The organism is Dietzia sp. Die43 (assembly GCF_024519835.1).
Classification (GTDB): Bacteria; Actinomycetota; Actinomycetes; order Mycobacteriales; family Mycobacteriaceae; genus Dietzia; species Dietzia kunjamensis.
Genome location: NZ_JALJRF010000023.1, coordinates 19,856 through 46,636, shown reverse-complemented (window position 1 = coordinate 46,636; position 26,781 = coordinate 19,856). Strand labels below are relative to the sequence as shown.

Sequence of the window (26,781 nt, the reverse complement as noted above, 5' to 3'; positions counted from 1 at the left end):
CGATGTACTCGGAGTCGCGAACATCCGGGCAGGTAATCGGGCTCGCGGTCACGAAAGTGGCCACACACCGTTGCGGGTCAGCGCCGGATTCCCACCGGTCTTCCCCTGCTCGTTCCGGATGTCAGCAGTACGCCCTCAGGATAGGCACACCGCGTCCGCGTGCGGTGCAGGTACCCCGGCTCGGCGGAGCCGACCACCCGCGCTTCGTGGCCCGGCTACGCCCGAGGACGGCGCGACGCACGACCACGCCCAGCACGGCCAGCGCGACGGTGCCCACCTGGACGCGGTCGTGCAGGAGGATCGCGCGGCGGATGTCGTCGTCCCGGACCGACCGGCCGTCACCGAGGACCGCCCGGTCCTCCACGCCGTACGGGTACGGCGTGGGCCCGCCAAGCCGGACCCCCAGGGCGCCCGCGCACACGGCTTCGACGACCCCGGCGTTCGGGCTCGGGTGCGCCGGTGCGTCACGGAGCCACGCCCGCAGGGCCCCGGCGGGACTCCCGCCCACGGTCGGGGCGCAGACCACCCCGAGCGCGCCGGCCACCCGGGCCGGCAGGAACCCCAGCACGTCGTCGAACCGCGCCGCGGCGGTGCCGAAGTGGCGGTACCGCTCCGAACGGTGACCCACCATCGCGTCGAGCGTGTTGGCCGCGCGGTGGACGGCGGCGCCGGGCGAACCCGCCACCGCGGCCCAGAACAGCGTCGCCACCGCCGCATCGGAGGTGTTCTCCGCGACGGATTCGACGACAGCCCGCGCGAGATCCTCCGGGCCGAGCGCGGCCGGATCCCGTCCGCACAACCACGGCAACAGGTCCCGGGAACCCGCGTGATCGCCCCGGGCGAGCAGGTCACCCTGCCGCCCCGCGACCGCGAGCAACGAGGACCCGCCCAGGCACGACCACACCACGGCCGCGTCCCACGCCACTGCCGCGACGCGGTTCCGTCCGGCGAGACGTCCGACGCCCGTCACTGCAGCGGCGGTGCCCCCCACGAGGACGCCGGTGAACAGCAGGCCCGCCGCCCGCTGCGCGTTGGGCGTCCGGCCGGGCCGGAGGAGCCGCGACTCCACGGCGAGCGCGACCCGGCCGAAGCCCGCGACGGGGTGGAACCGTCGCGGGTCGCCGACGAGGCGATCGAGGGCGAACCCGGCCGCGATGCCCGCCGCGCGGGCGGCAAGCGCGTACCCGTCACCGCGGCGGCGCGTGCACGACGCGCGGTGCGGGTGGGGGTCAGCGCGCGAGATAGCGGACATGCGCCCCCCGCCCGTCGTGGGTCACCTCGGCCTCCACTCCGTACACCTCCCGGATCAGGTCGGCGGTGAGCACCTCGTGGGGCGCGCCGCCGGTCACGAGTCGCCCACCGGACAATACGATCAGATGGTCGCAGAACGTGGCCGCCAGGGTGAGATCGTGTAGGGCCGCGATCACCGTGGTGTCGGTGGCGCGGACCAGGGCCAGCAGGTCGAGTTGGTGGCGGATGTCGAGGTGGTTGGTCGGTTCGTCGAGGACCAGCACACCGGGTTCCTGGGCCAGGGCCCGCGCGATCTGCACCCGCTGCCGCTCGCCGCCGGACAGGGTCGCGTACCGCTGGTCCAGGCGGTCGCCGAGGCCGGTCGTGGCCGCCGCGCGCCGCACCACCCCGTCGTCCCCGGGACCTGGACCCGACCAGGCCGCGCGATGGGGGATGCGGCCGAGTTCGATGACCTCCCGGACCGTGGGGTTCTGGTCGGTGGTCGCCTCCTGCGCCACCAGTGCCAGGCGCCGGGACAGGCGTTTGCGGGGGAGTGATCGGATGTCCGTGCCGTCGAGGTGCACCGATCCGGTGTCGGGCCGGAGCACGCCCGTCAGGATGCGCAGGAGCGTCGACTTGCCGGATCCGTTCGGCCCCAGCACCCCGACCATTGTGCCGGGGGCGGGAGCTACGGTGACGTCGTCGAGGATGGTCCGGCCGCGCACGGACCACGAGACGCCTCGAGCCTCGAGGGTCGACGGGGCGGCGGTCATCGGCCGTGTCCCCGGCGGAGGAGGAGCCCGACGAAGGCCGGGACGCCGATGAGTGCGGTGGCCACCCCGATCGGCAACTCCTGGGGCGCGATCACGGTGCGGGAGACCGCGTCGATCCACACGACGAACACGGCGCCCATCAGCGCCGCCGTCGGGACGAGGACCCGGTGCCGGCCGCCGACCAGGGCTCGCGCGGCGTGTGGCAGCACCAGACCCACGAAGCCGATCGCCCCGCAGGTGCTCACGATGACGGCCGTGACGAGCGCCGTCACCACCATGAGCACCAGCCGGGTGCGGGCCACGTTGACGCCGAGGGCGGCCGCGGCGTCCTGGCCGAAGGTGAACGCGTCGAGGCTGGAGGTGTGCAGCAGGCACGCCACCAGCCCGAGCAGGACCACGACGCCGCACACCGCCACGTCCGACCAGCGGACGGAGGCCAGCGAGCCGAGCAGCCAGAACAGCACGCCGCGGGTCTGCTCGGCGTCGGCGGCGATGTAGACGACGAACGAGGTCACCGCGGAGAACAGCTGGGTCGCCGCGACCCCCGCCAGCACCACCCGGTCGGGCGTCCCGCCGGACGCGAAGGCCAGGACCAGGACGAAGCCGAACGCGGTGAGCGCCCCGACGAACGCCCCCGTGGTGAGCCCGACCGCGCCCGCGCCGACCCCGAGCACCACCACGAGGACCGCCCCGGTGGATGCGCCCGAGGAGATGCCGAGGATGTACGGGTCGGCCAGGGGGTTGCGCAGCAGCGACTGCAGGATGACGCCGCACAGTGCGAGCCCCGCCCCGGCCAGGGCCGCCATGAGAGTGCGCGGAAGCCGCAGGTTCCAGATGATCCCCTCCTCGATCCGCGTGAGCCCGGAGTCGGCTCCCGTGAGTCGGGCCAGCGCGGACTGGATAACGTCGGCGGCGGTGAGTCCGGACGGGCCGATGGTGATGACGAGCGCCGTCGACACCGCCAGCAGCCCCAGGCCACCGAGCCACAGGGTGACCAGTGCGGACGGTCGCCGCAGAGCCGGCCGCCGGCGCGGTGGCGCCGGGACCACCGGGGCGGTGGTCCTCTCGGGTGCGAGGGTCATCGGGTCAGTTGGCCGGGTCCGGCGCGCCGGCCCCCGGCGTGATGAGGCCCAGCTCGGTGAGCCCCGCCGCGACGGTCTCCACCCCGTAGATCGTGCGCAGCGACGGGTTCATCTCGGCGCCGGTGATGTCGATGAACCGCTTCTCCCGGACCGCCGCCATCTCCCGGGTGACGGGGTTGGACTCGAGGTAGGCGATCTTGGCCTCCGCGGTCTCGGCGGTCTGGCTCTTGCGGGTCAGGTCGCCCACGACGATGACGTCCGGGTCGCGCTCGGCCACGACCTCCCAGCTGATCTGCGGCCACTCCTGGGTGGTGTCGTCGAAGGCGTTCTCCAGGCCCAGGGTGATCGAGATGAGGCCGGGGGCACCGCAGCAGCCGGCCAGGTACGGGGACTCGGAGTTGGCGAACCAGTACATCGCGGAGACACCGCGGGCATCGACGCTCTCGGCGGCCTCATCGAGCCTGCGCTGGAGGTCCGCCACCAGCTCGTCACCGGCCTGCTCCACGTCGAAGATCCGGGCGAGCTCGGTGATCTCGCGGTAGAGCAGGTCCGGGGTGAGCGGGGTCTCGCGGACGCCGTCCCCGGAGTCGGCGACCTTGCCCACGCAGTCGGTGGGGGAGAGGTACGTACCCACGCCGAGTTCGTGGAACTGCTCGCGGGCGGCGACCCCGCCCTCCCCGAGGGTGCTGCCGAAGGAGGCGGTGACGAAGTCCGGTTCCACGTCGAGGACGGCCTCCATCGACGGCGCGTTGTCGGCCAGGCGGGGGACCGACCTGTTCACCTCGGCGAACTCGGGCAGGACCGGGTCTGTCCAGGTGGCGGTGCCGACCATCCGGTCGCCGAGGCCGAGGGCGTACAGGATCTCGGTGGAGCCCTGGTTGAGCGAGACGACCCGTTCGGGCGGGGCGTCGAGCTGGACCTGCTCCCCGCAGTTCTCGATCGGATCGGTGCCCGGGCCGGCGATCGCAGCCGGGTCGTGGGCGGTGCAGGAGGTCAGGGTGAGAAGGGTGACGCCGGCGAGGGCGACCAGGGTGGAAGAACGCATGGGTGTGCTCCGAGGTCGCGGGCCTGGAACGCGAAGCCCGGTGATGACCTGGCGGTTGTCACCGCGAGGGCCAGCCGGTATTCGGACTCGGGATCACCTGGACGGAAGCGCCTTCCCAGACCTCGCGGCCCAGTGGCATAGTGCCCCGCCATCACCCTCACCGCTGCGCGTCAGTTCCGGATTCGCACCGGATTCCCGCGACCGATCGGTCTCGCTGGCGATCACAAGGTAACACGCGCTCCGGGGTCAGTACGCCAGCCCCATCCGCATCGCGCCCACCGCCTCGGACAGTGCCGAGCGCGCGAGCGGGGTGGCCCCGACGGCGTTGACGAACGGGTGGACCAGCGAATCGTGGCGGCGCAGCGAGACCGGGACACCGGCGTCGGCCATCTTCCGGGCGTACGCCTCGCCCTCGTCGCGCAGCGGGTCGAACCCGCCCGTGGCCACGTGGGCGGGCGGCAGTCCCGAGAAGTCCTCCGCCAGCAGGGGGGAGGCGCGGGGGTCGAGCCGGTCCTCGTCGGACCGGATGTAGGTCTCCTCGTACCAGTCCATGTTGGCCCGGGTGAGGAAGAAGCCGTCGCCGAACAGCTCGTACGAGCGGGTCCGCGCGGACATGTTGGTGGCGGGGACGAACAGCAGTTGGAAGTCCGGCATCTTCTCCCCGGCGTCGCGCGTCTGCTGGCACACCACCGCCGCCAGGTTGCCGCCGGCGCTGTCACCGCCCACCGCGATGCGCGTCGGGTCCACGCCGAATTCGTCGGCGTGGTCGCGGACGTACCGGAACGCGGCGAGGGCGTCCTCGGCGGCGGTGGGGAACCGGAACTCCGGTGCCAGCCGGTAGTCGACGCTGATCACCTTGAGTCGGCCCGCCCGTGCGATGTAGCGGCAGGTCGCGTCGTGCGAGTCGACGCTGCCGAGCACCCAGCCGCCGCCGTGGAAGTACACCAGCACCGGCAGCGGCTCGTCCCCCTCGACCGGCGAGTAGAGGCGAGCGGGCAGGTCGGCCCGGTCCGGACCGGTGCCGCCGAGCGGGAGGACGATGTCGGAGACGACGGCGAGGTCGATCTTCTTGCCCGAGACCGTGAACGCCGACCGCTCGACAGCCGAACGTGCCCTGTCGACGGTGAGGTCCTCGTATTCACCCTCGGACGTCATCGAGATGACCCGGAGCCCGGCCTGGAAGTGCGGGTCGAGAACCTGGCCGTCCAGCCGCCTCGGGGTCCCACCCACTACTCGGAGCAGCCGGCCGGGCAGGAACCCCGCAGCGGTCATGACCGATTTGGTGACGCGATCCGCGATCGACGGGGAGAAGGCACGGTGGCCGGACATGGGAGAGCGCATGCCCACATTGTGACGCGGATCCCTGGGATGATCAGGGTAATCGGACGAAGGAGCTGGTCATGCGTTCAGAAGACGAGAGCGTGGTGCGGGTCGAGAGCCTGGTCAAGACCTTCGGCCGGGCCCGGGCCCTGGACGAGCTCGACCTGGACGTGCGCCGGGGGGAGGTCCACGGGTTCCTCGGCCCCAACGGGTCGGGAAAATCCACCACGATCCGGATCCTGCTCGGGCTCATGCGCGCCGACTCCGGCCGGGTGACGGTGTTCGGCGGCGACCCGTGGCGAGACGCGGTCCAGCTGCACGCCCGGCTGGCCTACGTCCCCGGTGAGGTGACCCTGTGGCCGCGGCTGACGGGCGGCCAGTGCATCGACCTGCTGGGCCGGGCGCTCGGAGGACTCGACCCCGACAGGCGCGACGGACTGATCGACCGCTTCCGCCTGGACCCCACCAAGCGCACGCGCGACTACTCCAAGGGCAATCGACAGAAAGTGTCACTGATCGCCGCGCTGGCGTCCGACGCGGAGCTGCTCGTCCTGGACGAGCCCACCTCCGGCCTCGACCCGCTCATGGAGCAGACGTTCCAGGAGTGCGTCCGCGAGGCCGTCGACGGTGGCGCCACCGTGCTGCTGTCCAGCCACATCATGGGCGAGGTCGAGGCGCTCGCCGACCGTGTGAGCATCATCCGCGAGGGCCGCACCGTCACCTCGGGGACGCTGGCCGATCTGCGGCGCCACACCACGACCGAGGTCCACGCCGTCACCGACGCCGATCCGGGTTCACTCGGGCGCGTGACGGGGGTCGACGGCCTGCGGATCGAGGAGGCCGCCGACGGTCGGTTCGAGGTCCGCTGCCACGTGCCGGCCCCGCAGCTGGGGGAGGTCACCGGCCTCCTTCACGCGGCCGGCATCCACACGCTCACCGCGACCCCGCCCAGCCTGGACGACCTGTTCCTCAACGCCTACTCCGGTGCCGGTGCGGCCACCGGGGGCGAGGAGCGGACAGGGGACCGGCGATGACCTCGCCGTTCGCCGACACCGGCCTGCTGGCACGCATCGCCCTGCGCGCCGGGTGGCGGGCCGCGGCCGCCTGGGTCCTCGGCCTGGCCGCGCTGTACCTCGTCACCGGGCTGTCGATCGCAGCCCTGTACGACACCCCGCAGGAACTCGCCACGTACGGCGCCTCGGTCGGCGAGTCGATGATCATGCTCACCGGCCGGGTGGCCGGGCTCGACACCCTCGGCGGCGTGATGATGAACGAGTACTCGTTCATGGTCGCCTTCGGCATCCCCGTCATGGCGATTGCCCTGACCGCGCGCGCCACCCGCAAGGAGGAGGAGTCCGGACGGTCCGAACTGCTCCTGGCGGGCCGGGTCGGCCGGCTCGCCCCGACGGCGGCCGCCCTCGTCGTCGTCGTCGGGGTCTTCACCGTCCTCGGCCTTGCGCTGTGGGCGGCGACCCTCACCGTCGACCTCGACCGCGCGGGCGCGGCGCTGTACGTGGCCTCGATCGTCGCCGCCGGCTGGGTGTACGCGGCCGGCACCGCCGTCCTCGCGCAGGTGTTCGCCCACAGCCGGACCGTGTGGGCGGCGGCGATGTCCGTGGCCGGACTGACCCTGATCACCCGCGGGATCGGCGACGTCAACCGCAACTGGTTGAGCTGGACCTCGCCGCTGGGCTGGCACGGCCTGACCCGGCCGTTCGGCGAGTCCTCCGTGGTGCCCCTGTTCGTCGCCGTCGTCGCCGCGGCCGGGCTCGCCGCGGCCGCGCTGTGGCTCGCCGCGCGCCGCGACGTGGGCCAGGGGATGGTCCCGGCCCGGACCGGCCCCGCCACCGCGTCCCGGTGGCGGGCGTCCCGGACCGGGACCGCCGTACACCAGCACCTGGGCGCGCTGACGGGCTGGACGATCGGCGTGGTGGCACTGATGGCCATGTACGGCGCGCTGATGAACGTGGTGGTCGAGACGATGATGTCCAACCCCGACCTCGCCGTGTTCCTCGGCGATTCGGGCACCGTGGTCGATTCCATCGTGCAGATGCTGGTGGCGTTCAGCGGATTCCTCGGGGCCGGGTTCGCGTTGCAGACCCTGACCGGGTTGCGCGGCGAGGAGACCGCCGGGCGACTCGAGATGGAACTGTCCACGGGGCGTTCGCGGTGGTCGTGGCTCGCCGCCCACACCGCGGTCGTCACCGTCGGCACCGTCGTCGTGGTCCTCGCCGGCGCCGCCGCGTTCGGGATCACCGCCGCCGCCGTGCTCGACGACCCGGACCTGGCGGGACGCATCATCGGCGCCGGGGCGTGGTATGTGCCCGCCGCGCTGGTTTTCGGCGCGATCTCGATCGGCCTGTTCGGCGCATCCCCGAGACTGCAGGTCCTGGCCTGGGCGCCGTTCGCCCTCGCCGTCGTCGTCACCCTCATGGGACCCACGCTCCGGCTCGACGAGGACCAGATGCGCCTGTCCCCGTTCGGCGCGGTGGGCACCGCGCCCGTCGGCCCCGTCAACGCGATCGGCGTGGCCGTGCTCCTCACGGTGACGGTCGTGCTGGTCGCCGTGGGGCTGGCCGGCTTTCGGCGTCGCGACGTGCCGCGGACCTGACCGCGGCACCCGACACGACCTGACAGACTGGCTCGCACGGCCGCCACGCCTCACCGGCGCGGCCGTCACGGACACCGGCGCCGCCGGTCGCAGGCGAACCAGGGAGGAACCGATGTCGGACGAGTTCGATCGAGACAGGCTCTCCACCGCGCTGTCGGTGGTCACGGACTGGCCGGTGGGCACCGTCTCGGCCGCGGTGGTCGGCCCCGACGGCGCCCTCGCGGTCCACGGCGACGACACCCGCGTGTACCGCCTGGCCTCGGTGACCAAGCCCCTCGTCGCGGTGGCCGCGCTCCTGGCCGTCGAGGAGGAGGCCATCGGCCTCGATGACCCCGCGGGGCCCGAGGGGTCCACGGTGCGTCACCTGCTCGCCCACTCCTCGGGGCTGGACTTCGCCGACCGCGACAAGGTCCGCGCGGAGCCGGGGGAACGGCGGATCTACTCCTCGGCCGGGTTCGAGGTGCTGGCCGACCACATCGCCGACGCCACCGGGATCGCGTTCGGCGACTACCTCCACGAGGCTGTGTGTCAGCCGCTGGGCATGGAGTCCACCACGCTCGAGGGCTCCGCCGGGCACGGGGCCTCCGCCAGCCTGGCCGACCTCATCGCGTTCGCCCGCGAGCTCGTGGCCCCGCGGCTGCTCGCGACCGAGACCCTCGAGGAGGCCGTGACCGAACAGTTCCGCGGCCTCGACGGGATCGTGCCCGGGTACGGCATGCACAAGCCGTGCCCCTGGGGGCTGGGCTTCGAACTCCGCGACGCCAAGCATCCCCACTGGACCGGGCAGCACAACTCGCCCGCGACCTTCGGGCACTTCGGGCAGTCCGGGACCCTGCTGTGGGTCGAACCGGAGATCTCCACGGCGCTGATCGTGCTCACCGACCGCGACTTCGGCGACTGGGCCAAGCCGCTGTGGCCGGAACTGTCCGACAGGGTGGTCGATGCGGCAACCCGGCGTTCGCGCGAAGAGGACTCGCTCGGCGGGTGAGTCCGCCACCCGCGACACGCCCGCACTCGTGCCGGGCGCGGGAATCACCGTGCTGTAACTTTGCTGAGAGTCGAGAAGTGTCGCTGGTGTAATTCGATCACTTCAGGCACAGTGTTAACTACAAGCAACAGAAGCAACATCATTCACACGATTTCGTGAGGTCGTTGGGGAAGACGTCCCTCAGTGAGTCGGGAGTGAAGTGATGTCTGACCATAACTATCTCGCGGATACGACGACCGGCGTGGTGTTCATCCATGCCGCGCCTACCGCGTTATGCCCTCACGTCGAGTGGGCTCTCGCAGCCACGCTCGACGCCAACTCAGCCATGCGCTGGGAGGACCAGCCGGCCCAGCCGGGCGCTCGCAAAGCGATCGTCGACTGGATCGGCCCGGTCGGCACCGGCGCGCGTCTGGCCGATTCGCTGGCCAAGTGGTCGATGCTGTCCTTCGAAGTGACCGAGGACCCGAGCGACCTCGTCGACGGCGAACGCTTCTCCCACACACCCGAACTCGGGATGTGGCGGGGGCAGACGGGCGCCAGTGGCGACGTGGTGCTCAGCGAGAACCGGCTCCGGCATCTCATGAAGGCCGGTCCCGCCGCCTTCCATGCCGCGGTGGAGGACGAGCTCGGCACCGCCTGGGACCGCGCCCTCGAACCGCTGCGCGGCCACCCGGCCGCCGCCGAGGTCACCTGGCTCTCCCGGGTCGGCTGACCCGCCGGACCTCCGCACTCCCGCGCTCACTCCGGACAGCGCCCGCCCAGCTCTCGGGGCGGGCGCTGACTCGTGTGCGCGACACGCTGGCGGCGGGCGGCACCCGGCACCCGGAGCGCATGCGGCACCCGACACCGGCTGCGGGTGGCCACCGCGCCCTTCCGGGACACGACTGCGCCCCCTCCCGTCAGATCGGGGAGGGGGCGCAGTCGTCGGGTGCGGATCCTGCCGGAGGTATTCCGGCCGGATTCAGGTCACAGCGGGATGTTCTTGTGCTGGCCGCGGGTGTGCGCGGCCGCGTCCAGCGCCTCGGCGATCCGTCGGCGGGTGTCGGTGGGCTCGATGACCTCGTCGACCACACCGATGGAGACCGCGCGACCCACGCCACCGGCGATGGCCGCGTGCTCATCGGCCAGACGGTCGTGCAGGGCCTCCCGCTCGTCCTCGGGAGCCGCCGCGAGGGTGCGCTTGTGGAGGATGCCGACGGCGGCCTTGGCGCCCATCACCGCGACCTCGGCGTCGGGCCAGGCGAACACGGCGGAGGCTCCGAGAGCGCGCGAGTTCATCGCGATGTAGGCACCGCCGTAGATCTTGCGGGTGACGAGCGTGACCCGGGCGACCGAGGCCTCGGCGAACGCGTGCAGCAGCTTGGCGCCGCGGCGCACCACGCCGTCCCACTCCTGCGAGACGCCGGGCAGGTAACCGGGGACGTCCACGATCACGACCAGCGGCACGCCGAAGGCGTTGCAGAGCCGGACGAACCGCGAGGCCTTCTCCGCGGACTCCGAGTTGAGGCAACCGCCCAACCGCAGCGGATTGTTGGCGATGACACCCACGGTGCGGCCGGACATCCGGCCGAAGCCCACCACGATGCTGGGCGCCCACTTGGCCTGCAGCTCCTCGAAGGTGGTGCTGCCATCGAGCTCCGAGGAGTCGAGCAGCCCGTGGACGAGAGGACGGACGTCATACGCGCGCTTCGGTGAGTCGGGGAGCAGGCCCGCAAGATCGGTGTGATCGCCCTCGAGGGCACGCGGGTCGAACTCGCCCTGCGCGGACAGCAGGGTCACCAGACGACGCGCCCGGTGCAGGGCATCACGCTCGTCGGTCGCGGCGATGTGACACACCCCCGACTTGCGGTGGTGCACGTCCTGGCCGCCCAGGCCCTCCATGTCGACCTGCTCGCCGGTGACGGAGCGGACCACGTCGGGACCGGTGACGAAGATCTTGCCGGCCGGCGCCATGATGACGACGTCGGTCAGCGCGGGGCCGTAGGCGGCGCCGCCGGCGGCGGGCCCGAGCACGACGGAGATCTGGGGCACGTGGCCCGACGCGCGGACCATGGCCTCGAATACGAGGCCGACCGCGTGCAGCGCCTCGACGCCCTCCGCGAGTCGCGCCCCACCCGAGTGCCAGACGCCGACGACGGGCAGATGCTCGTCGATCGCCACGTCGATGGCACGCACGATGTGCCGGCACCCGTCCAGGCCCATGGCACCACCCATGACGGTGGCGTCCGTCGCGTACGCGATGGTGGGTTCGCCGTCGATCAGGCCGCGCGCGGCCATGGCGCCGGAGGCGTCGGGCTCGGTGATGAACTCGAGCGAAGCCGGGTCGAAGAGGTTCTCGAGCCGGACGACGGGATCTCGAGGGTCGATCTGGGTGTTCTGGTCAACAGGGCTGGTGATGGTCATATGTGCAGTCCTTTCCTCGGCGCGTGTCCCTGGAAGGGAGAGCGCGCCTGCGATGGACCCCCGGACTGGCTTGTGGGCGATCGGCGTTCGGATCGGGACCCCCGTCCCGGTCCGGACCTCTCGCCCGGCACCCCGCCGTGAGCGGGGTGATCATTGTTGGGCCCTGTGTGGGGGAGGGGACGCGGGCTCGACGTGGTGCACCGACCGCACCTTCGGCCCTGACTGCGTCCCCGCCCCGGCACACGGGGCCGGATGTCAGCTCTGGTCGAGCTTCTGGATGTAGTCGACCGCATCCTGAACAGTACGCAACTTGGCGAGGTCTTCGTCGGGGATCTCAACCCCGTAGCGGTCCTCGGTCTGCACGGCGATCTCCACCATGGAGAGCGAATCGATGTCGAGATCGTCGACGAAGGACTTCTCCGGGGTCACCTCGGAGGGTTCGATCCCGGTGACCTCCTCGACGATCTCCGCCAGTCCTGCGATGATCTCGGCCTCGGTGCGTGCCATGTGGTGTCCCTTTCTGATGGGTGGTGCCGTGCCCGGCGGGCGCGACGGATGGTCTGGTCGCGATCGCCGGCCGGGGCCGACGATCGGGGGTGGGAGGAGCGGTCAGGCGCCGCTGAGTGCGGGGACCGACTCGAGGGCGAGTTCGAGGTCCTCGGGGGTGGTCACGCCGTACCGGGGAACGTCACGCATCATGCGCTTGGCCAACCCGACGAGTGAGCCGGAGGGCGGCAGCTCGATGAACGCGTCGACGCCCAACTTGAGCATCGTCTGCGTACAGAGGTCCCACCGGACGGGATGGGTGATCTGGGAGACGACCCTGTCGAGGGCGTCGCGACCGGAGGTGACGACCATGCCGTCGGCGTTGGAGACCAGCGTCAGCTCCGGGTCGTTGACCTCGATCGTGTCGGCCAGGTCGCGGACCTCGTCGACGGCGGAGGCCATGTGGTGGGTGTGGAACGCCCCGGCGACCTCCAGCCGGCGCAGTCGCGCCCGGCTCGGTGGATTCTGCTCCAGGGCGTCGCAGGCCTCGAGCGGGCCGGCGGCCACGATCTGGCCCGCGCCGTTACGGTTGGCCGGCTGCAGCCCGGCGGTGTCCAGCGACAGCAGGACATCGGCCTCGACCCCGCCCAGCACCGCGATCATGCCGGTGGGGCGCTCGGCACACGCCCGGGACATCGCGGCACCGCGGACGGACGCCAGACGCAGGGCGTCGGCTTGCGACACCACCCCGGCGATCGCCAGCGCGGCGATCTCGCCGATCGAGTGGCCGGCCACCATCGTGTCGCAGGGCACCTGGCCGCGCCGGCGCAGCTCCGCGGCACCGAGCAGGGCCGAGGCGACGACGAGCGGTTGGGTCACCGCGGTGTCGGTGATTTCCTGCAGGGTCGCAGTCGTGCCGAGACGCTCGAGGTCGAGTCCGCTCGATGCGGACCACTCGTCGAGACGGTCCGAGGCACCGGGCAACTCGAGCCAGGGCGCGAGCATCCCGGCTTTCTGAGACCCTTGTCCAGGGGCAGTAAGGCAAAGCACGGGTATCAGAGAACACGCCCGGCCCCTCTTAGGATGATGTTCCCCAAGCCAGAAACACAGCCAGGATTTTGTGCGCTTCCCACAAATGGCGAGCTGGCTGGTCGTCCATCTGCATTCTGTGCGGTTTCGTTACACCCTGTTACAGAAGTGACTAATTAGGACTCCTGAGTGCTTCGGTCGGCGAACTTCCCGAGGACGAGGGCGATTCTCAGGACAAAAGCATCCCTCGCGTTAAGTGGATCGAATTTGGTGATTTGACTCACTCTCTTGAGGCGGTATCGCACCGTATTGGGATGGACGAACAACTCGCGGGCACACGCCTCGACGTGCCCACCGGAGTCCAGATAGGCCCGGAGGGTGTTCTCGACCGAGGTGTCTGCGCCCCTCAGCGGTGTGACGACCCGGTCGACCAACATCGTCGCCGCGCCCCGGTCGCCGGCGAGGACCCGCTCGGGCAGGAGATCGATCGCCGCGACCGGTCGGGGGGCGCCGGGCCAGCCGCAGACGGCCGCCGACCCGGAGAGCGCCTCGGTCGCGCTGTCCGGGGCCTCGGCGAGGGAGCTCACCGTGTGCCCGACGACGACCGGCGCGTCGGGTGAGAAAGAGTCGAGGACTTCGGCCGGGACCGCGGAGGAGGACTCGAGCTCCCCGGAGAGGATGACGACGAGGCGCGCGCCCTGCACCACGGCCAGTGCGTGCCGGCCGGCCGCGACCGCGGCTTTGTGCGCGGCGGGCACCGACGCCAGCCCCAGTTCTTCACGGGGCCTGCCGACGATCACCGTCGCCGCGGTGGTCGGGTCCCAGTTCAGGGCCGAGGCCCCGGAGGCGAGGTCGGCATGACGATCACCGCGGACCACGGCGTCGACCAGCATCGCCTCCATCCGGGTATCCCAGGCTCCCCGGTTCTCCGCGGCGGCGGCGTAGACCGCCGCCGCGGTGAAGCCGAGTTCACGGCCGAACTTGAGCACCGCGGTGATCATGAGTCCGCGTTGGCGCTCGTTGTGGGTGATCCGGGGCATCACCAGCTCGAAGTACTCACACGTCGACCGGACGAGCTGGACCGTCTGCTGCAGGGTCAGCCCCTGGCCGAGCCCCTTGGGGAGCAACTTGAACCCCGCGATGGTGTCCGTGTGCGGAGCCTCGGGGTTGCGCATCCAGGTGACGAAGTCGCGCACCGCACTCTGGATGATCAGCTGGATCTCGGCCCGCTGGTCGGCGGACAACTCGGCGAAGAACGCCAGATCCTGTTCCAACGCGCGGACCGCCTCGGTCGACAGGGTCCCCGAGTACCGGGTGATGCGCTTGAGCAGGGCATCGGAGACGGGACGATCGTCCGGCGGCGTCGCGGAGCGTCGCCGGACGGGTTGTGCGTCCCTCTCCCCGGTCCCGGGGTCGGCCATGTCTGTCACGCCACTCCGGGGTCCGTCGTCGGCTCGGGGGGCGGCCATGACGTCGTCGATCCGGTACAGACGCGCCGCCTCGAGCAGGGTGGTCTTGTCGATGGTCCCCTCGCGGGCCAGGCCCGCGAGGACGGCCACGACGATCGACTCGGCGTCCGTGTTGAAGAAGCGGCGGGCCGCGGGCCGGGTGTCGGAGAACCCGAAGCCGTCACATCCGAGGACGGTGAAGTCCCCGGGGACCCAGGCGCGGATCTGGTCCGGAACCGCCTTCTGGAAGTCACTCACCGCGACCTTCGGCCCCTCGGCCGACGCCAGTGCCGCGGTGACGAACGGGATGCGCGGCTGCTGATCGGGGTGGCGGAGCTCGTGGCGTTCGCACTCGAACCCGTCACGGGCGAGCTCCGTCCATGAGGTCGCCGACCACAGGTCGGCCGCGACGTCCCACTTGTCGGCGAGCATCTTCTGCGCCTCGACCGCCGCATACATCGCCACGCCGGACGCGAGGATGGAGGCCTTGTGGCTCCCGGCCTCCGCCGCGCGGAAGCGGTACAGACCGCGCAGGAGGGCGTCGACGTCCAGGTCCTCGGGCTCCGCGGGCTGCGGGACGGGCTCGTTGTACAGGGTGATGTAGTACGACACGTTGCGGTCGATGCCGTCGGTCTCGGTCTCGTGGGCCGCGCCGGGGCCGTACATGCGCTCGATGCCCGCGCGCATGATGTGGGCGACCTCGTACGCCCATGCCGGGTCGTAGGAGATGATCCCCGGGTTGGTCGCGGCCAACAGCGGGGAGTGGCCGTCCATGTGCTGAAGGCCCTCGCCGGTGAGCGTGGTGCGGCCGGCGGTGGCGCCCAGCAGGAAGCCCCGGGCGAGCTGGTCGGCGGCGGCCCAGATGCCGTCGCCGGTGCGCTGGAACCCGAACATGGAATAGAAGATGTACAGAGGGATCATCGGCTGGCCGTGGGTCGCGTACGCGGTCCCGGCGGCGGTGAACTCGGCGACGGACCCCGCCTCGCTGATGCCCTCGTGCATGATCTGGCCGTCCTTGGCCTCCTTGTAGCTCAGCATGAGGTCGTGGTCCACCGAGGTGTAGTTCTGCCCGTGCGGGTTGTAGATCTTCAGGGTGGGGAACCACGAGTCCATGCCGAAGGTGCGGGCCTCGTCGGGGATGATCGGCACGAAACGGTCGCGCAGGGACTCGTCGCGCATGAGCTCCTTGGCCGTCCGCACGAGCGCCATGGTGGTGGCGACGGCCTGCTTACCCGACCCCTTGCGGAGTGACTTCAGGGCGTCGATGCCCGGCACGGCCAGGGGGGTGAAGGTCTGGCGCCGCTCGGGGACGTGCCCGCCGAGGGCGGACCTGCGGTCCAGCATGTAGCGGATCTCCGGCGAGTTCGGCCCCGGGTTGTAGTAGGGCGGCTGGGTCGGATCGGCCTCCAGCTCCTCGTCGGTGATGGGGATCTGCTGCTTGTCGCGGAACAGTTTGAGGTCGTCGAGCGTCAGCTTCTTCATCTGGTGGGTCGCGTTGCGGCCCTCGAAGTTCTGGCCCAGTCCGAAGCCCTTGATGGTGTGGGCCAGGATGACCGTCGGCCGGCCGGTGTGCTCGAGCGACGCCTTGTACGCGGCGTGGATCTTGCGGTAGTCGTGACCGCCGCGGCGCAGCGCCCAGATCTCGTCGTCCGTCATGTCCTCGACGAGCTTGGCGGTGCGGGGGTCGCGGCCGAAGAAGTGCTCGCGGATCCAGGCGCCGTCGTTGGCGCGGAAGGTCTGGTAGTCGCCGTCGGAGACCGAGTTCATCAGCGAGACGAGCGCGCCCTCGGTGTCCTTGTCGAACAGGGCGTCCCATTCGCGACCCCAGACCACCTTGATGACGTTCCAGCCGGCGCCGCTGAAGTACGACTCCAGCTCCTGGACGATCTGCCCGTTCCCTCGGACCGGCCCGTCGAGACGCTGGAGGTTGCAGTTGATGACGAAGGTGAGGTTGTCGAGGGCGTCGTTCGCGGCGATCTGGAGCGCGCCGCGCGACTCGACCTCGTCCATCTCACCGTCACCGAGGAACGCCCACACGTGCTGCTGCGACGTGTCCTTGATGCCGCGGTTGTGGAGGTACCGGTTGAACCGCGCCTGGTAGATCGCGTTGATCGGCCCCAGGCCCATCGAGACCGTGGGGAACTCCCAGAACTCGGGCAGCGAACGGGGGTGGGGGTAGGAGGGGAGTGAACGCCCCGGATGGCTCTTCTCCTGCCGGAACCCGTCGAGGTCCTGCTCCCGCAACCGGCCCTCGAGGTAGGCGCGGGCGTACATGCCGGGGGAGGCGTGGCCCTGGAAGTAGATGTGGTCGCCGCCGCCGGGATGGTCCTTGCCGCGGAAGAAATGGTTGTACCCCACCTCGTAGAGCGGGGCCGCCCCGGCGTAGGTGGAGATGTGACCACCCACGCCGATCCCGGGCCGTTGGGCGCGGTGGACCATGATGGCGGCGTTCCAGCGGATCCACCGACGGTATGTCCGCTCCACCGCCTCGTCGCCGGGGAACTCCGGCTCGAGGCTCGTGGGGATGGTGTTGACGTAGTCGGTGGACGTGAGGGCGGGCAGCGGAACACGCTGCTTGGAGGCCCGCTCGAGCAGACGGAGCATGAGGTAACGGGCGCGCTCGGGGCCGGCCTCGGCGAGCAGGCCGTCGAGCGAGTCCATCCACTCCTGGGTCTCCTCGGGGTCGGAGTCCGCCAGGTAGGAGGCGACCCCTTCCCGGAGAATCGGAACGTTGGTGGGGGCGGTCCCGTCCCGTGGGCCTTCGTTTCCGCTCATGCGTATCGTCCTCACTTCTGTGATTCGTACCGTGGACGCCCGGTGGGGCCACCACATGTCGTGGTACATCGTCGGGCCCGGGCCGCGGTGCGCAGGTGTGGGGCGGATCGCGTCGGGCTCGGGGCGGGCCACCGTAGGCCCACCGGTTCCGATTGTGCCCCAAAGCGTGACGCGCGACACCGTCGCGTGAGCCGACACACCGACAAATGGGCGGTAGTCGTTTCCCCGGCGGGTGTGCGCGGGTAGTGTTCCTGGTCAGCGAAAGACCCGAGAAGTAGCACGACGGAGTAGAGGGAGGAACACCACGGTGGTCGCCGCGGCGAACCAGCAGGACGGAGCGGACCAGGTAGCTGGTCAGCTCGAACTGACGGAGGGCATGCTCGTTCAGGAGGTCGGATGGGATTCCGACTGTGACGAGTCGATCAGCGAGGCCGTCGAGGACGCCGTCGGATCGGAGCTGCTGGAGGAGGACACCGATGAGGTGGTCGACGCGGTGCTGCTCTGGTGGAGGGACGGTGACGGCGACCTGGTCGACCGACTCATGGACGTCATGACGCCCCTGGCGGACGAAGGTTCGGTGTGGGTCCTCACCCCCAAGACGGGGCTCGACGGGCATGTGGTGCCCGCAGTGATCGCGGAGTCCGCCCAGACCGCGGGGATGCTGCAGACGCGCACCGCCGCGCTCGGGGACTGGGCCGGAAGCCGGCTCGCCCTGCGGAAAAACAGCATGCCCCGCAAGTGATCGCGGCACCCCGGACCCCTCGTGCGCCCCGGGGTGGGGCGCTGTCCCGGGTGGGATAGTCTGACCGCACCGGCGCGATCGACGCGTCGGTGCGCACGCGCGCGTAGCTCAGCGGTTAGAGCTCTGGTCTTACACACCAGCGGTCGGGGGTTCGATTCCCTCCGCGCGCACCGATGACGAAGACCGACCGATGACAACCGGCCGATGACGACCGGCCGCACCCGGTGCCGAGGGCTCGGCGCGGGTCAGGTCCGGAGGCGGTCCGCTCGGCGGAAGGCCCTGCGCTGCTCGGCGTCGTTGCGGTCGCCGTAACGGGCCCGCATCGCGCGTTCACGGGCGGACGCCTCGTCGAGCTCGGTGGCTCCCCGGCCGCCGCCGTCCGAGCCGCCGCCGTCCGAGCCGCCGCCGTCCGAGCCGCCGCCGTCCGAGCCGCCGCCAGACGCGTCACCGTTCGCGGGATCGCCGCCGCCGTCGCGGCCGAGGTCATCGGTGTCGCCACCCCGGGCGTCGGTCCCCGCGGTGGGCGTGGCGTCGTCATCTCGTGTCCCGGCCCCCTGGTCGGCGTCGGCGGCCGCGACCTCGGCGTCGCGACGCCGGGCCCGGATCTCCGCCCAGGCGAAGTAGATGAGCGCGGCCGGGGCGAGCACGCCGAAGGCCAGCCACTGCAGTCCGTAGGACAGGTACGGGCCGTTCTCGATGCCGGGGATCGGGGCGGGGGAGAGCGATCCTGGCTGGCCCCCGGCCAGCTGCAGGTAGCCCTCCGACACGAGGTCGTGTCCGAGGGTGTCGCCGATGACGACCGGGTCCACCACGCGCACGGCGGGCAGTCCGGCCATCGGGACGGGCTCGGCCTCGCCCGGCTCGGTGACCCGCAGCCGGGCGGTGATCTCGACCTCGCCGCCGGGGGCGGCGGGATAGTCCGGTACCGCGTTGTTCTCCCCGACGAGCACGTATCCGCGGTTGACCAGCATGTCCGCGCCGTCCACGGGGTCGAACACCGTGAGAACCTGGTAGACCAGCTCGCCGTCCACCGACCGGAGTCGCAGCAGTGCCTCGGAGTCCGGTCGCCACTCCCCGGTGAGGGTGACCAGGCGCCATTCGCGCTCGGCGTAGGCCTGCGGGCCGTCCACCACCTGCGCCAGCGGCGCGGGTTCGGCCTCGACGGATTCGGCCAGGCGGGCGTTGCGGGCGTCGAGATCGTCGCTCTTGTCCAGCTGCCACGGGGCGAGCAGCGCGAAGCACGCCCAGGCGAACAGGGCCGCGGCGAGGACGCCGATCACCCATCCCGGGGTCAGGAAACGCCGCAGTATCCGCATGCTCCCAGGGTATCCGTCCCGGCGCGGCGGGTCCCGGGGCAGGTGTGCCCGCTACCCCGTGAGCTCGCGCACCTCGGCGACCAGCCCGGGCAGGGCCGCGGTGATCTGCAGGCGGGTGCGGGTGAAGCCGCTGTCGTCTCCGTAGTAGGGGTCGGCCACGTCCGCGCCGTCGGCGCCGTGCTCGTGTGCGCGGGGGTCGTACGACCGCAGCAGCCGGATCCGGGCCGGGTCGACCCCTGCCCGGTGCAGGTGGTCGCGGTGGCCGGTGTCGAGGGCCACCACCAGGTCGGCGTCGTGGTCGCCGGGGGACAGCTGCGAGGCCACGTGCCCGGTGTCGTAGCCGTGGGCTGCGAGCTCTGCCGCGGCGCGCGCGTCCATGCCGTTGCCGACGTGCCAGTCGCCGGTGCCGACGCTGGAGACGGTCACCCGGTCGCCGAGCCCGGCGTCGTGGAACGCCCGGCGGGCCATGACCTCGGCCATGGGGGAGCGGCAGATGTTCCCGGTGCAGACGAACACCACCCGCACCCGCGACTCACCACCCACGGATGATCTCCTCGAGCGCCGCGGTGTCGACGGCCGACCAGTGGGCGCGGTCCCACTCCTCGGGCCGCCCGTAGCCCCAGCGCACGATCGCGGTCGGGACGCCGTAGCGGGCGGCGCCCTCGATGTCGTGTTCGCGGTCGCCGATCATGAGTACCTGCCCGGTCCCGCCGCCGTCGACGGGCGTGGGGTCGACGCCCATCGCGGAGAGCGAGTGCGCGATGACGTCGGCCTTGGCCATCCGGCCGACGGAGATGTCCGCCCCACCGATGAACTCGAAGGGGGCGGCCAGGTCGAAGTGCCCGAGGATCCGGCGCGCGGCGACCTGGTCCTTGCTCGTGGCGACCGCCATCCGGTAACCGTCGACGGCGAGTCGGTCGAGCAGCGCGTCCATCCCCGTGAAGACGGCGTTCTCCAGCCACCCCACCTCGTCGTAGCGCTCCCGGTAGGCGGCCACGGCCCGGTCCAGGTCGGACCCGGCGAGGCCGAGCGAGGTCAACGTGTCGACCATGGGCGGGCCGGCGATGGAACGGATGTCGCGGGTGTCGTCCCAGCGCGTGCCCACCACGCCGAGCGCGTGGTGGAGGGACTTGGCGATGCCGTCGAGGGAGTCGGTGATGGTGCCGTCGAGGTCCACCAGGAGGATCGGGCGGTCGGTCATGCCGCCATCCTCCCAGAGTCCGCCGGGCGGGCCCCTCCGCCCGTCCGGCGCCGCGCGGCGCGCGCGGTCGTCCTACGCTTCCGGGAATGAGTGAACAACCCGGAGAGGGCCCCGACCAGGCGTCGTGGGCGGCGCTGCGACACCACGGTGACGCCGAGCTGGTCCCCGGCGCCCTGGACTTCGCCGTCAACGTGCGCGGGTCCGGGCCGCCGGGCTGGCTCCGCGACAGGTTGGCGGCCCGCCTCGCCGACCTGGGGGGATATCCGGGGGTCGACGACGACGACGCCGCGGTGGCCGCCGTGGCCGCCCGTCACGGGGTCGGACGCGACCGCGTCCTGCTGCTGGGCGGCGCCTCGGAGGGGTTCCACCTGCTCGCCGCGCACGCGGCCCGGAACCTGCTGCGAGCGGCGGTGGTGCACCCGTCCTTCACCGAACCGGAGCTCGAGCTGCGACGGGCCGGCGTTCCGGTGGAGCGGGTCCTCCTGCCGGTTCCGTTCGACCTCGATCCCGGCCTCGTCCCCGAGGAGGCGGACCTCGTCGTCGTCGGCAATCCCACCAACCCCACCTCGGTGGTGCACCCCCGGTCCGCCGTGGCGGCGCTGTCCCGGCCCGGACGGGTGACGGTCGTCGACGAGGCGTTCTGCGACATCCTCCCGGACGAGGCGGCCCACACCCTGGCCGGCGCCGACCTGCCGGGCCTCGTGGTGCTGCGGTCGTTGACCAAGACGTGGGCGCTGGCCGGCCTGCGAGTGGGGTACGCCGTCGGGGACCCGTCGGTGTTGGCCGATCTGGCCGCGCACCGGCCGCACTGGCCCCTGGGCACCCTCCAGCTGGAGGCCGTCCGGGCATGCGTCGGTCCGGAGGCGGACCCGGAGCTCGACGCCGCGCGGGTGCAGGTCGCGGCCGAGCGGGATGAGATGGTCCGCGCACTCGGCGCCGCGGGGATCGAGGTGGTGGTGCCGCCGGCCGCGCCGTTCGTCCTGGTCCGCACCCCGGCCGGGATCGATCCGGTCGCGTTCCGAACCGGGCTCGTGCGCCGGGGGATCGTCACCCGTCGCTGCGACACGTTCCCCGGCCTCGATGCCACCTACCTGCGACTGGCCGTGCGGCCGGGCACGATGGTGGACGAACTCGTCGGAGCCTGGCACGGACAGATGGCGGCACGGGCAGATCGCGGCACGGACTGATCGCGGCGCGGCGGGTGAACAGGAAGGGGAGCGACCATGACCACCGGCAGGCCCACCCTGGCCGACGTGATCGACCTGTTGGAGCACGCCTACCCGCCGCGGCTGGCCGAATCGTGGGACCGCGTGGGACTGGTCGCCGGTGACCCGGCGGTCGAGGTGGAGCGGGTCGTGGTGGCGGTGGACGCCACCGACGCAGTGGTCGACCACGCGCTCGCCGAGGGCGCCGACCTGCTACTGGTCCACCACCCGCCGCTGATGCGCGGCGTGCACTCCGTGGCCGCCGACACCCCCAAGGGTCGATTGCTCCACCGGCTCATCGCGGGCGGCTGTGCGCTGTACTCCGCACACACCAACGCCGATTCCGCCCGACCCGGCGTCAACGACGCCCTCGCCGACTCGCTCGGTCTGACCCCCGGCCGCCCCCTGGCCCCCACCGGCGACGGAACAGTCGACCGGTGGGTGGTGACCGTGCCCGACGACGACCTCGACGACCTGCTGAACGCGGTCTTCGCCGCCGGCGCCGGGCGGATGAGCGGCTACACCGAGTGCTCGTTCTCCGTCCGGGGCACGGGCCGGTTCCGCCCCGGCGACGGCACCGACCCGACCATCGGCAGCATCGGGGAGCCCGAGCAGGTCTCCGAGACCCGGGTGGAGTTCGTCGCGCCGCCGGAACTGCGGTCCGCGGTGCGGCGCGCCGTCCTGGCCGGGCACCCGTACGAGGTGCCCGCGATGGACGTGTTCGTCAACCACGCCGGACCCGGACCCGGATTCGAGGACACCGGGCTCGGGCGGATCTGCGAACTCGACGCACCGATGACTCTGGCGCGGTTCACCGAGCTCGTGGCCGAGCGCCTGCCCACCACCGAGTGGGGGGTCCGCGCCGCGGGCGATCCCGACGCCGAGATCCGGCGCGTCGCGCTGTGCGGCGGGTCCGGAGATTCCCTGCTGGGCGCGGCCCGCGCCGCGGGCGCCGACGTCTACCTCACCGGGGACCTGCGCCACCACGTCGTGGACGAGCACCTTCGTGAGGGCGGGCCGATGCTCGTGGACGCCGCGCACTGGGCGCTGGAGTTCCCGTGGTGCGCACAGGCCGCGGCCCTGCTCGAGGAGGGGGCGGATCTCACCGCGACGGTCTGCGAGCAGCGGACCGACCCCTGGACGGTGGCCGCCGGGGGAGCGCGCGGGCAGCGGTAGTCTTGGCAACCATGAAGGCCGATCCCCACGACCAGCGTCGACTCGTCGACATCGCCGACCTCGACCTGCGACTGGCGAGTCTCGAGCACCGGCGGTCGCAGCTACCCGAGCAGACGACCCTGGACGAGCTGGAGGCCGAGCGGCGGGCCGCCACCGAGTCCGTCGCCCGTGCCCGGATCCACCTCGAGGATCTCGACCGCGCCCTCACCAAGCTGCGCTCCGATCTGGAGGCCGTGCGCCGGCGCCGGGCCGCCGACTCCGACCTGCTGGCCAAGGGCGGCCTGTCCGAGCGGCAGGCCACCGAACTGGACTACGAGCTGCGTTCGCTGGCCCGTCGCCAGGAGGCCCTCGAGGGCGAGCTGGGCGAGCTGGGCGAACGCCACGAGGCCATGGAGGCCGACGTCCGCCACTCCGGGGCGATCGTCACCGACCTGGACGCGCGGATCGGGATGGCCGCGACGCTGCGGGACACCGCTCTCGCCGAGCTCGAGGACGCGGTGACCGAGACGATGGCCGAGCGGGCCCGCGACGCGGAGACCGTTCCCGCCGACCTCCTCGATCACTACACCCGTAGCGCCGCGGAGGCGGGCCGAGGGGCGGCGATCCTCAACGGAGGCCGCTGCTCGGCGTGTGCCATGGACCTCGACCGGAGTACCGTCTCGGCGTTCCGGTCCGCTCCCGCGGACGAGGTCCTGAACTGCCCCGAGTGCGGCGTGATCGTGGTCCGCACCGACAACTCGTGAGCGGCGGACCGGGCTCCACCGGCGGGCCGGGCTGGACCGGCGCCACCGGGCGCCCCACCCGGATCGTCCTGGCCCGTCACGGCCAGACCCCGCTGTCGGTGGACCGGCGCTATTCCGGCCAGGGCGACCCCGAGCTCACCGAGTTGGGCGTCACGCAGGCCGAGCGCACCGCCGCCCGGCTCGCGGCACTGCCGGATCTCGCCGCGGTGGTCTCCTCCCCGCTGCGCCGGTGCCTGGGCACCGCCGAGCGGGCCGCCGACGCCGCCGGCGTGCCCCTGGTGGTGGACGAGGACCTCATCGAGACCGACTTCGGGGGGTGGGAGGGGCTCACCTTCCGGGAGGCCGCCGAGCAGGATCCAGACCTCCACTCGCAATGGCTGAGCGACACCGCCACCGCGCCCCCGGGCGGCGAGAGCTTCGCCGTGGTGCGGGCGCGCGTCGAGCGGGGACTGCGGCGCATCGTCGCCGACCGCCCCGGCGGCGTGGTCGCCGTCGTCAGCCACGTCACCCCCATCAAACTGGCGATCCGGGCGGGCCTGGGCGCCGGTGACGAACTGCTGTTCCGGCTGCACCTGGATCTCGCCTCCGTCTCCGACGTGCGTTTCTACTCCGACGGGCCCACCTCGGTGCACCTGGTCAACGACACCTCCCACCTCGTTTGAGCCCGCACCCCGACCGACCCGCGCGGGCGACTAGACTCCCTGGGGCGAACGAGTCGGCCGGACGGCCGCGGACAGGGGAACCGGCGCCACAGGCGACCAGGCCCCGGCCCGAGGAAAGTCCGGACTCCACAGAGCAGGGCGGTTGCTAACGGCAACCCGGGGTGACCCGCGGGACAGTGCCACAGAAAACAGACCGCCGCGCCTGCGGGCGCGGTAAGGGTGAAACGGTGCGGTAAGAGCGCACCAGCGCCCCGGGTGACCGGGGCGGCTAGGTAAACCCCGCCCGGAGCAAGGTCAAAGGTCGCACCGCTCGCGGTGCGGCTGCGCGGATTGTGTGCAGCGATGCACGGGAGGGCTGCTCGCCCGAGTCCGCGGGTGGACCGCTCGAGGTACCCGGTGACGGAGTGCCCAGATGGATGGTCGTCGCCCTCCGCCCGCGGAGGGCACAGGATCCGGCTTACAGGCCGGCTCGTTCGCCCCATCCCCGGCAGGCGCCACCGCGGCGCGCGGTGGCGGGTCCGGACCCGGATAGTAGTGTCCGAGGTGACAAGCCCGTCCCGTCGAACCGAGGAGGCCCACCGTGTCGGACGAACAGTGGTACTACGACATCGCCACAGGTCAGGCGCAGCAAGGCAAGGTGACCAACTGGGACAACCGGATGGGCCCCTATGCCACGCGCGGCGAGGCCGAGGCGGCGCTGGCCAAGGCGAAGGCCCGCAACGAGGCCTGGGACGCCCAGGACGACTAGTACGAGCCCGGGGGGTTGAGCCGGGCCGTCCTACTTCTTCCCGCCCTTCTTCTTGTTCTTCTTGTCCTTCTTCTTCCGGCGCCGCCGTGCCGCACGCCGTGACTCGGACAGTTCGCGATAGGCGGCCGTGACCGCCGCGGCGTCGCTCTCGAACCCCTCGAGGGTGCGCTCGGAGAACCCTCGCTCGTGCTCGAAGAGCACCCCGAGGCCGAACGTCGACTCACCAGCGAACTCGGCCCGCCGCGCGATGCGCCGGATCCACTGCCGGGTGGTGACGCTGTCCTGGACCTCCCCGAGCACCGTGTGCAGCCGGTCGCAGGCCGTACGCAGCGGGGCCACCGTGAGGTCCTCCGTGTTCGGAACCGCACTGACGATGCGGCGCAGTGCCTTGGCGCGCTTGCGCACGACGTGGGTGAGTTCCTCCCGCTGGGCCAGCGTCAGATCGAGGGAGTCCAGGTCGCGCTCGGTGCGAGTGCGGACCTTGGTGAACTTGGAGAACTGCCGGTCCACCCCGCGCAGCAGTGTCTCCTCGGCCTCGCGCCGCTTCCTACCGCCCTTCGACCGAGCACCGCCCTTCGACGACGCCCCGCCCCCCACTGCGGCAGGGCCGGTGCCGGCGACGCGGACCAGCTCGTGGAGTCGGTCGACCACGTCGAGGTACCGGTCGGAGAGCAGCGCCGCGGTGACGCGTTCGCCCGCGCGCTGCTCCTCGAAGTCCAACTCGGTGCGCAGGAGATGCCGGGTCCGTGCGGTCACGACGTCCTCGGGGTAGTCGGCTGCCAGCGCCCCGAGTCGCTGGTCGACCACCTGGATGTCCCGGGCCTTGCCCAGCACCGCGGCGAGTTCCTTGAGTTCGGCGAGGAGCGCGGCCGGGTCGATGTCGGTGCCGGCGGTCTCCGCCCCGAGCTCGTCGGCGTACGAGCTGATGGTGCTCCGCAGGCCACGGACCGCGACGCGCATCTGGTGGACGCCCACCACGGTGACGCGCCGGGCCGCCGGATCGTGGTCGAGGAGTTGCTGCAGGTCCTGGACAAGGGCGTCGCGCACGGGCGAGACGCCGCGCTCGTAGAGGTCGGGGAGTGGGCCGATGGTGCGGGCGAGTTTGGACGACGACGACGAGGCGTGAGCCCCGGCGTCCGCGCAGGCGGCGGCGACGGTCGCGAGGAGATCGTGTGCATCGGGTCGCGCCGGATCGACCAGTTCGGTCTCCCATTCCCGCCATCCCGCCGTTGATCCGCCGGCGACGAACGACTCGGTGGAGACACGGTCGTCGCAGAACTCGATCACCGCGGCCCCGTCGGGGTCCCGCAGCGTGAGGACCTGCCGGCGGTTGTCGATGCGGGCGACGGGCTCGAGGGGCCGACGGCGGACCAGCCCGGCGACGGCCGTGACGAGCTCCGCGGGGACGACGTCGTCACGGGGGTCGCCGTCGCCGAGCGGGGCCTGCAGTTCGACGCGTCCCGCCCGGTCGGGCAGTTTGAGGTGCCAACCCTCGTCGTCCCCGCCGGTGCGGCGCCGGAGTGTGACCTTGTGCCGGGTGAGCGAGAGGTCGGCGGTGTCGTAGTAGGTGGCGGAGAGCTGGTGCTCCACCGGGACGTCCGCGACGAGAGGCGCCAGGGCGTCGACCGTGGGCAGCGGGGTGTGCTCGTCGACCTCGAACTTGCTCTCGACCTCGACAGTCTCGTTGATCGTCATGGTCCGGTTGTATCAGTAAAGGATGAACACCGGCAGTGAGCGCCGCCCCTTCCGGACTTACCGGCGGGTAAGGTAAGTGGCTACGGTCACACATTCGTCGTAA

22 protein-coding genes, 1 tRNA gene, 1 other RNA gene, 2 pseudogenes and 2 riboswitches are annotated in these 26,781 nt (G+C 71.8%); of the genes and pseudogenes, 12 read left to right on the top strand and 14 right to left on the bottom strand.

Features of this window, described 5'->3' with window-relative positions; translation table 11 throughout:
* Positions 1 to 9 precede the first annotated feature (9 nt).
* Positions 10 to 152: riboswitch (cobalamin riboswitch) on the bottom strand.
* The 5 genes from NR111_RS16910 to NR111_RS16890 form a co-directional block, all read right to left on the bottom strand.
* Positions 122 to 1,252, bottom strand: a complete 1,131-nt coding sequence (locus NR111_RS16910; protein WP_206473598.1) for a cobalamin biosynthesis protein — start codon at positions 1,250 to 1,252, stop codon at positions 122 to 124. (Overlaps the previous riboswitch by 31 nt.)
* Positions 1,230 to 2,003 carry an ABC transporter ATP-binding protein gene (locus NR111_RS16905; protein ID WP_206473600.1) on the bottom strand — a complete coding sequence of 258 codons (774 nt, stop codon included), beginning with the start codon at positions 2,001 to 2,003 and terminating at the stop codon, positions 1,230 to 1,232. Before NR111_RS16905 ends, NR111_RS16910 begins: the two co-directional genes overlap by 23 nt.
* Entirely contained in the window at positions 2,000 to 3,085 is a 1,086-nt protein-coding gene (locus tag NR111_RS16900; protein ID WP_206473601.1) for an iron ABC transporter permease, read from the bottom strand. Before NR111_RS16900 ends, NR111_RS16905 begins: the two co-directional genes overlap by 4 nt.
* A 4-nt stretch (positions 3,086 to 3,089) precedes the next feature.
* Complete coding sequence (locus tag NR111_RS16895) at positions 3,090 to 4,130, bottom strand: ABC transporter substrate-binding protein (RefSeq protein WP_206473602.1); 1,041 nt, start codon at positions 4,128 to 4,130, stop codon at positions 3,090 to 3,092.
* Between the two features lie 54 nt (positions 4,131 to 4,184).
* Positions 4,185 to 4,364: riboswitch (cobalamin riboswitch) on the bottom strand.
* Positions 4,365 to 4,376: 12 nt separating this feature from the next.
* The gene (locus NR111_RS16890) at positions 4,377 to 5,471 is read right to left on the bottom strand and encodes an alpha/beta hydrolase (protein WP_256821480.1); all 1,095 of its coding nucleotides are present in this window, start codon (positions 5,469 to 5,471) and stop codon (positions 4,377 to 4,379) included.
* A 59-nt stretch (positions 5,472 to 5,530) separates the two neighbouring features.
* Here NR111_RS16890 and NR111_RS16885 point away from each other — a divergent pair, with 59 nt between their 5' ends.
* The 4 genes from NR111_RS16885 to NR111_RS16870 all read left to right on the top strand — a co-directional run bounded on the left by NR111_RS16885 (position 5,531) and on the right by NR111_RS16870 (position 9,761).
* Entirely contained in the window at positions 5,531 to 6,484 is a 954-nt protein-coding gene (locus NR111_RS16885) for an ABC transporter ATP-binding protein (RefSeq protein WP_256821479.1), read from the top strand.
* A complete protein-coding gene (locus tag NR111_RS16880) occupies positions 6,481 to 8,061 on the top strand; it encodes an ABC transporter permease (RefSeq protein ID WP_256821478.1) in 1,581 nt (526 codons plus the stop codon). Before NR111_RS16885 ends, NR111_RS16880 begins: the two co-directional genes overlap by 4 nt.
* Positions 8,062 to 8,173: 112 nt before the next feature.
* Positions 8,174 to 9,049, top strand: a complete 876-nt coding sequence (locus NR111_RS16875) for a serine hydrolase (RefSeq protein ID WP_206473605.1) — start codon at positions 8,174 to 8,176, stop codon at positions 9,047 to 9,049.
* A 202-nt stretch (positions 9,050 to 9,251) separates the two neighbouring features.
* Positions 9,252 to 9,761 (top strand): DUF3145 domain-containing protein, encoded by a 510-nt coding sequence (locus NR111_RS16870; RefSeq protein ID WP_067714234.1) that lies wholly within the window; start codon positions 9,252 to 9,254, stop codon positions 9,759 to 9,761.
* Positions 9,762 to 10,015: 254 nt separating this feature from the next.
* On the opposite strand, the gene NR111_RS16865 is transcribed toward NR111_RS16870, so the two are convergent.
* The 5 genes and pseudogenes from NR111_RS16865 to aceE form a co-directional block, all read right to left on the bottom strand.
* Positions 10,016 to 11,452 (bottom strand): acyl-CoA carboxylase subunit beta, encoded by a 1,437-nt coding sequence (locus NR111_RS16865; protein WP_096905695.1) that lies wholly within the window; start codon positions 11,450 to 11,452, stop codon positions 10,016 to 10,018.
* A gap of 255 nt (positions 11,453 to 11,707) precedes the next feature.
* On the bottom strand, positions 11,708 to 11,959 hold the full coding sequence (gene acpM / locus NR111_RS16860) for a meromycolate extension acyl carrier protein AcpM (protein ID WP_067714230.1): 252 nt from the start codon (positions 11,957 to 11,959) through the stop codon (positions 11,708 to 11,710).
* Positions 11,960 to 12,061: 102 nt separating this feature from the next.
* Positions 12,062 to 12,988: an ACP S-malonyltransferase gene (locus tag NR111_RS16855; RefSeq protein ID WP_256821477.1), complete on the bottom strand. Its 927-nt coding sequence runs from the start codon at positions 12,986 to 12,988 to the stop codon at positions 12,062 to 12,064.
* Between the two features lie 155 nt (positions 12,989 to 13,143).
* A complete protein-coding gene (locus tag NR111_RS16850) occupies positions 13,144 to 13,860 on the bottom strand; it encodes a CdaR family transcriptional regulator (RefSeq protein WP_256821488.1) in 717 nt (238 codons plus the stop codon).
* Positions 13,861 to 14,427: 567 nt separating this feature from the next.
* Positions 14,428 to 17,190: pseudogene (gene aceE / locus NR111_RS16845) on the bottom strand (pyruvate dehydrogenase (acetyl-transferring), homodimeric type); the annotation flags it as partial.
* A 307-nt stretch (positions 17,191 to 17,497) separates the two neighbouring features.
* Here aceE and NR111_RS16840 point away from each other — a divergent pair.
* Positions 17,498 to 17,932 (top strand): DUF3052 domain-containing protein, encoded by a 435-nt coding sequence (locus NR111_RS16840; protein WP_256821476.1) that lies wholly within the window; start codon positions 17,498 to 17,500, stop codon positions 17,930 to 17,932.
* Positions 17,933 to 18,029: 97 nt separating this feature from the next.
* Positions 18,030 to 18,102 (top strand) — tRNA-Val (locus tag NR111_RS16835).
* A 75-nt stretch (positions 18,103 to 18,177) separates the two neighbouring features.
* Here the strand turns inward: NR111_RS16835 and NR111_RS16830 are convergent.
* From NR111_RS16830 to NR111_RS16820, 3 genes are read right to left on the bottom strand one after another with little or no spacing between them, the layout of a single operon-like run.
* Positions 18,178 to 19,248: an SURF1 family protein gene (locus NR111_RS16830; protein WP_256821475.1), complete on the bottom strand. Its 1,071-nt coding sequence runs from the start codon at positions 19,246 to 19,248 to the stop codon at positions 18,178 to 18,180.
* A gap of 51 nt (positions 19,249 to 19,299) precedes the next feature.
* Positions 19,300 to 19,791 carry a low molecular weight protein-tyrosine-phosphatase gene (locus NR111_RS16825; RefSeq protein WP_256821474.1) on the bottom strand — a complete coding sequence of 164 codons (492 nt, stop codon included), beginning with the start codon at positions 19,789 to 19,791 and terminating at the stop codon, positions 19,300 to 19,302.
* Positions 19,781 to 20,449 (bottom strand): HAD hydrolase-like protein, encoded by a 669-nt coding sequence (locus tag NR111_RS16820; protein ID WP_206473610.1) that lies wholly within the window; start codon positions 20,447 to 20,449, stop codon positions 19,781 to 19,783. Before NR111_RS16820 ends, NR111_RS16825 begins: the two co-directional genes overlap by 11 nt.
* 86 nt (positions 20,450 to 20,535) lie before the next feature.
* Between NR111_RS16820 and cobC the strand changes: the two genes are divergently transcribed.
* From cobC to NR111_RS16790, 6 genes and pseudogenes are all read left to right on the top strand, one after another.
* Positions 20,536 to 21,636, top strand: a complete 1,101-nt coding sequence (gene cobC / locus NR111_RS16815) for an Rv2231c family pyridoxal phosphate-dependent protein CobC (protein WP_206473611.1) — start codon at positions 20,536 to 20,538, stop codon at positions 21,634 to 21,636.
* Between the two features lie 36 nt (positions 21,637 to 21,672).
* Entirely contained in the window at positions 21,673 to 22,830 is a 1,158-nt protein-coding gene (locus tag NR111_RS16810) for a Nif3-like dinuclear metal center hexameric protein (protein ID WP_256821473.1), read from the top strand.
* Between the two features lie 11 nt (positions 22,831 to 22,841).
* Positions 22,842 to 23,573 (top strand): zinc ribbon domain-containing protein, encoded by a 732-nt coding sequence (locus NR111_RS16805; protein ID WP_206473620.1) that lies wholly within the window; start codon positions 22,842 to 22,844, stop codon positions 23,571 to 23,573.
* A gap of 26 nt (positions 23,574 to 23,599) precedes the next feature.
* Positions 23,600 to 24,235: pseudogene (locus NR111_RS16800) on the top strand (histidine phosphatase family protein); the annotation flags it as partial.
* Between the two features lie 49 nt (positions 24,236 to 24,284).
* An RNA gene (rnpB, locus tag NR111_RS16795) (RNase P RNA component class A) lies at positions 24,285 to 24,711 on the top strand.
* Positions 24,712 to 24,815: 104 nt separating this feature from the next.
* Positions 24,816 to 24,983: an SPOR domain-containing protein gene (locus NR111_RS16790; protein ID WP_132061872.1), complete on the top strand. Its 168-nt coding sequence runs from the start codon at positions 24,816 to 24,818 to the stop codon at positions 24,981 to 24,983.
* A 30-nt stretch (positions 24,984 to 25,013) separates the two neighbouring features.
* On the opposite strand, the gene NR111_RS16785 is transcribed toward NR111_RS16790, so the two are convergent.
* The gene (locus tag NR111_RS16785; RefSeq protein WP_067714204.1) at positions 25,014 to 26,678 is read right to left on the bottom strand and encodes a CYTH and CHAD domain-containing protein; all 1,665 of its coding nucleotides are present in this window, start codon (positions 26,676 to 26,678) and stop codon (positions 25,014 to 25,016) included.
* Positions 26,679 to 26,781: the final 103 nt, after the last annotated feature.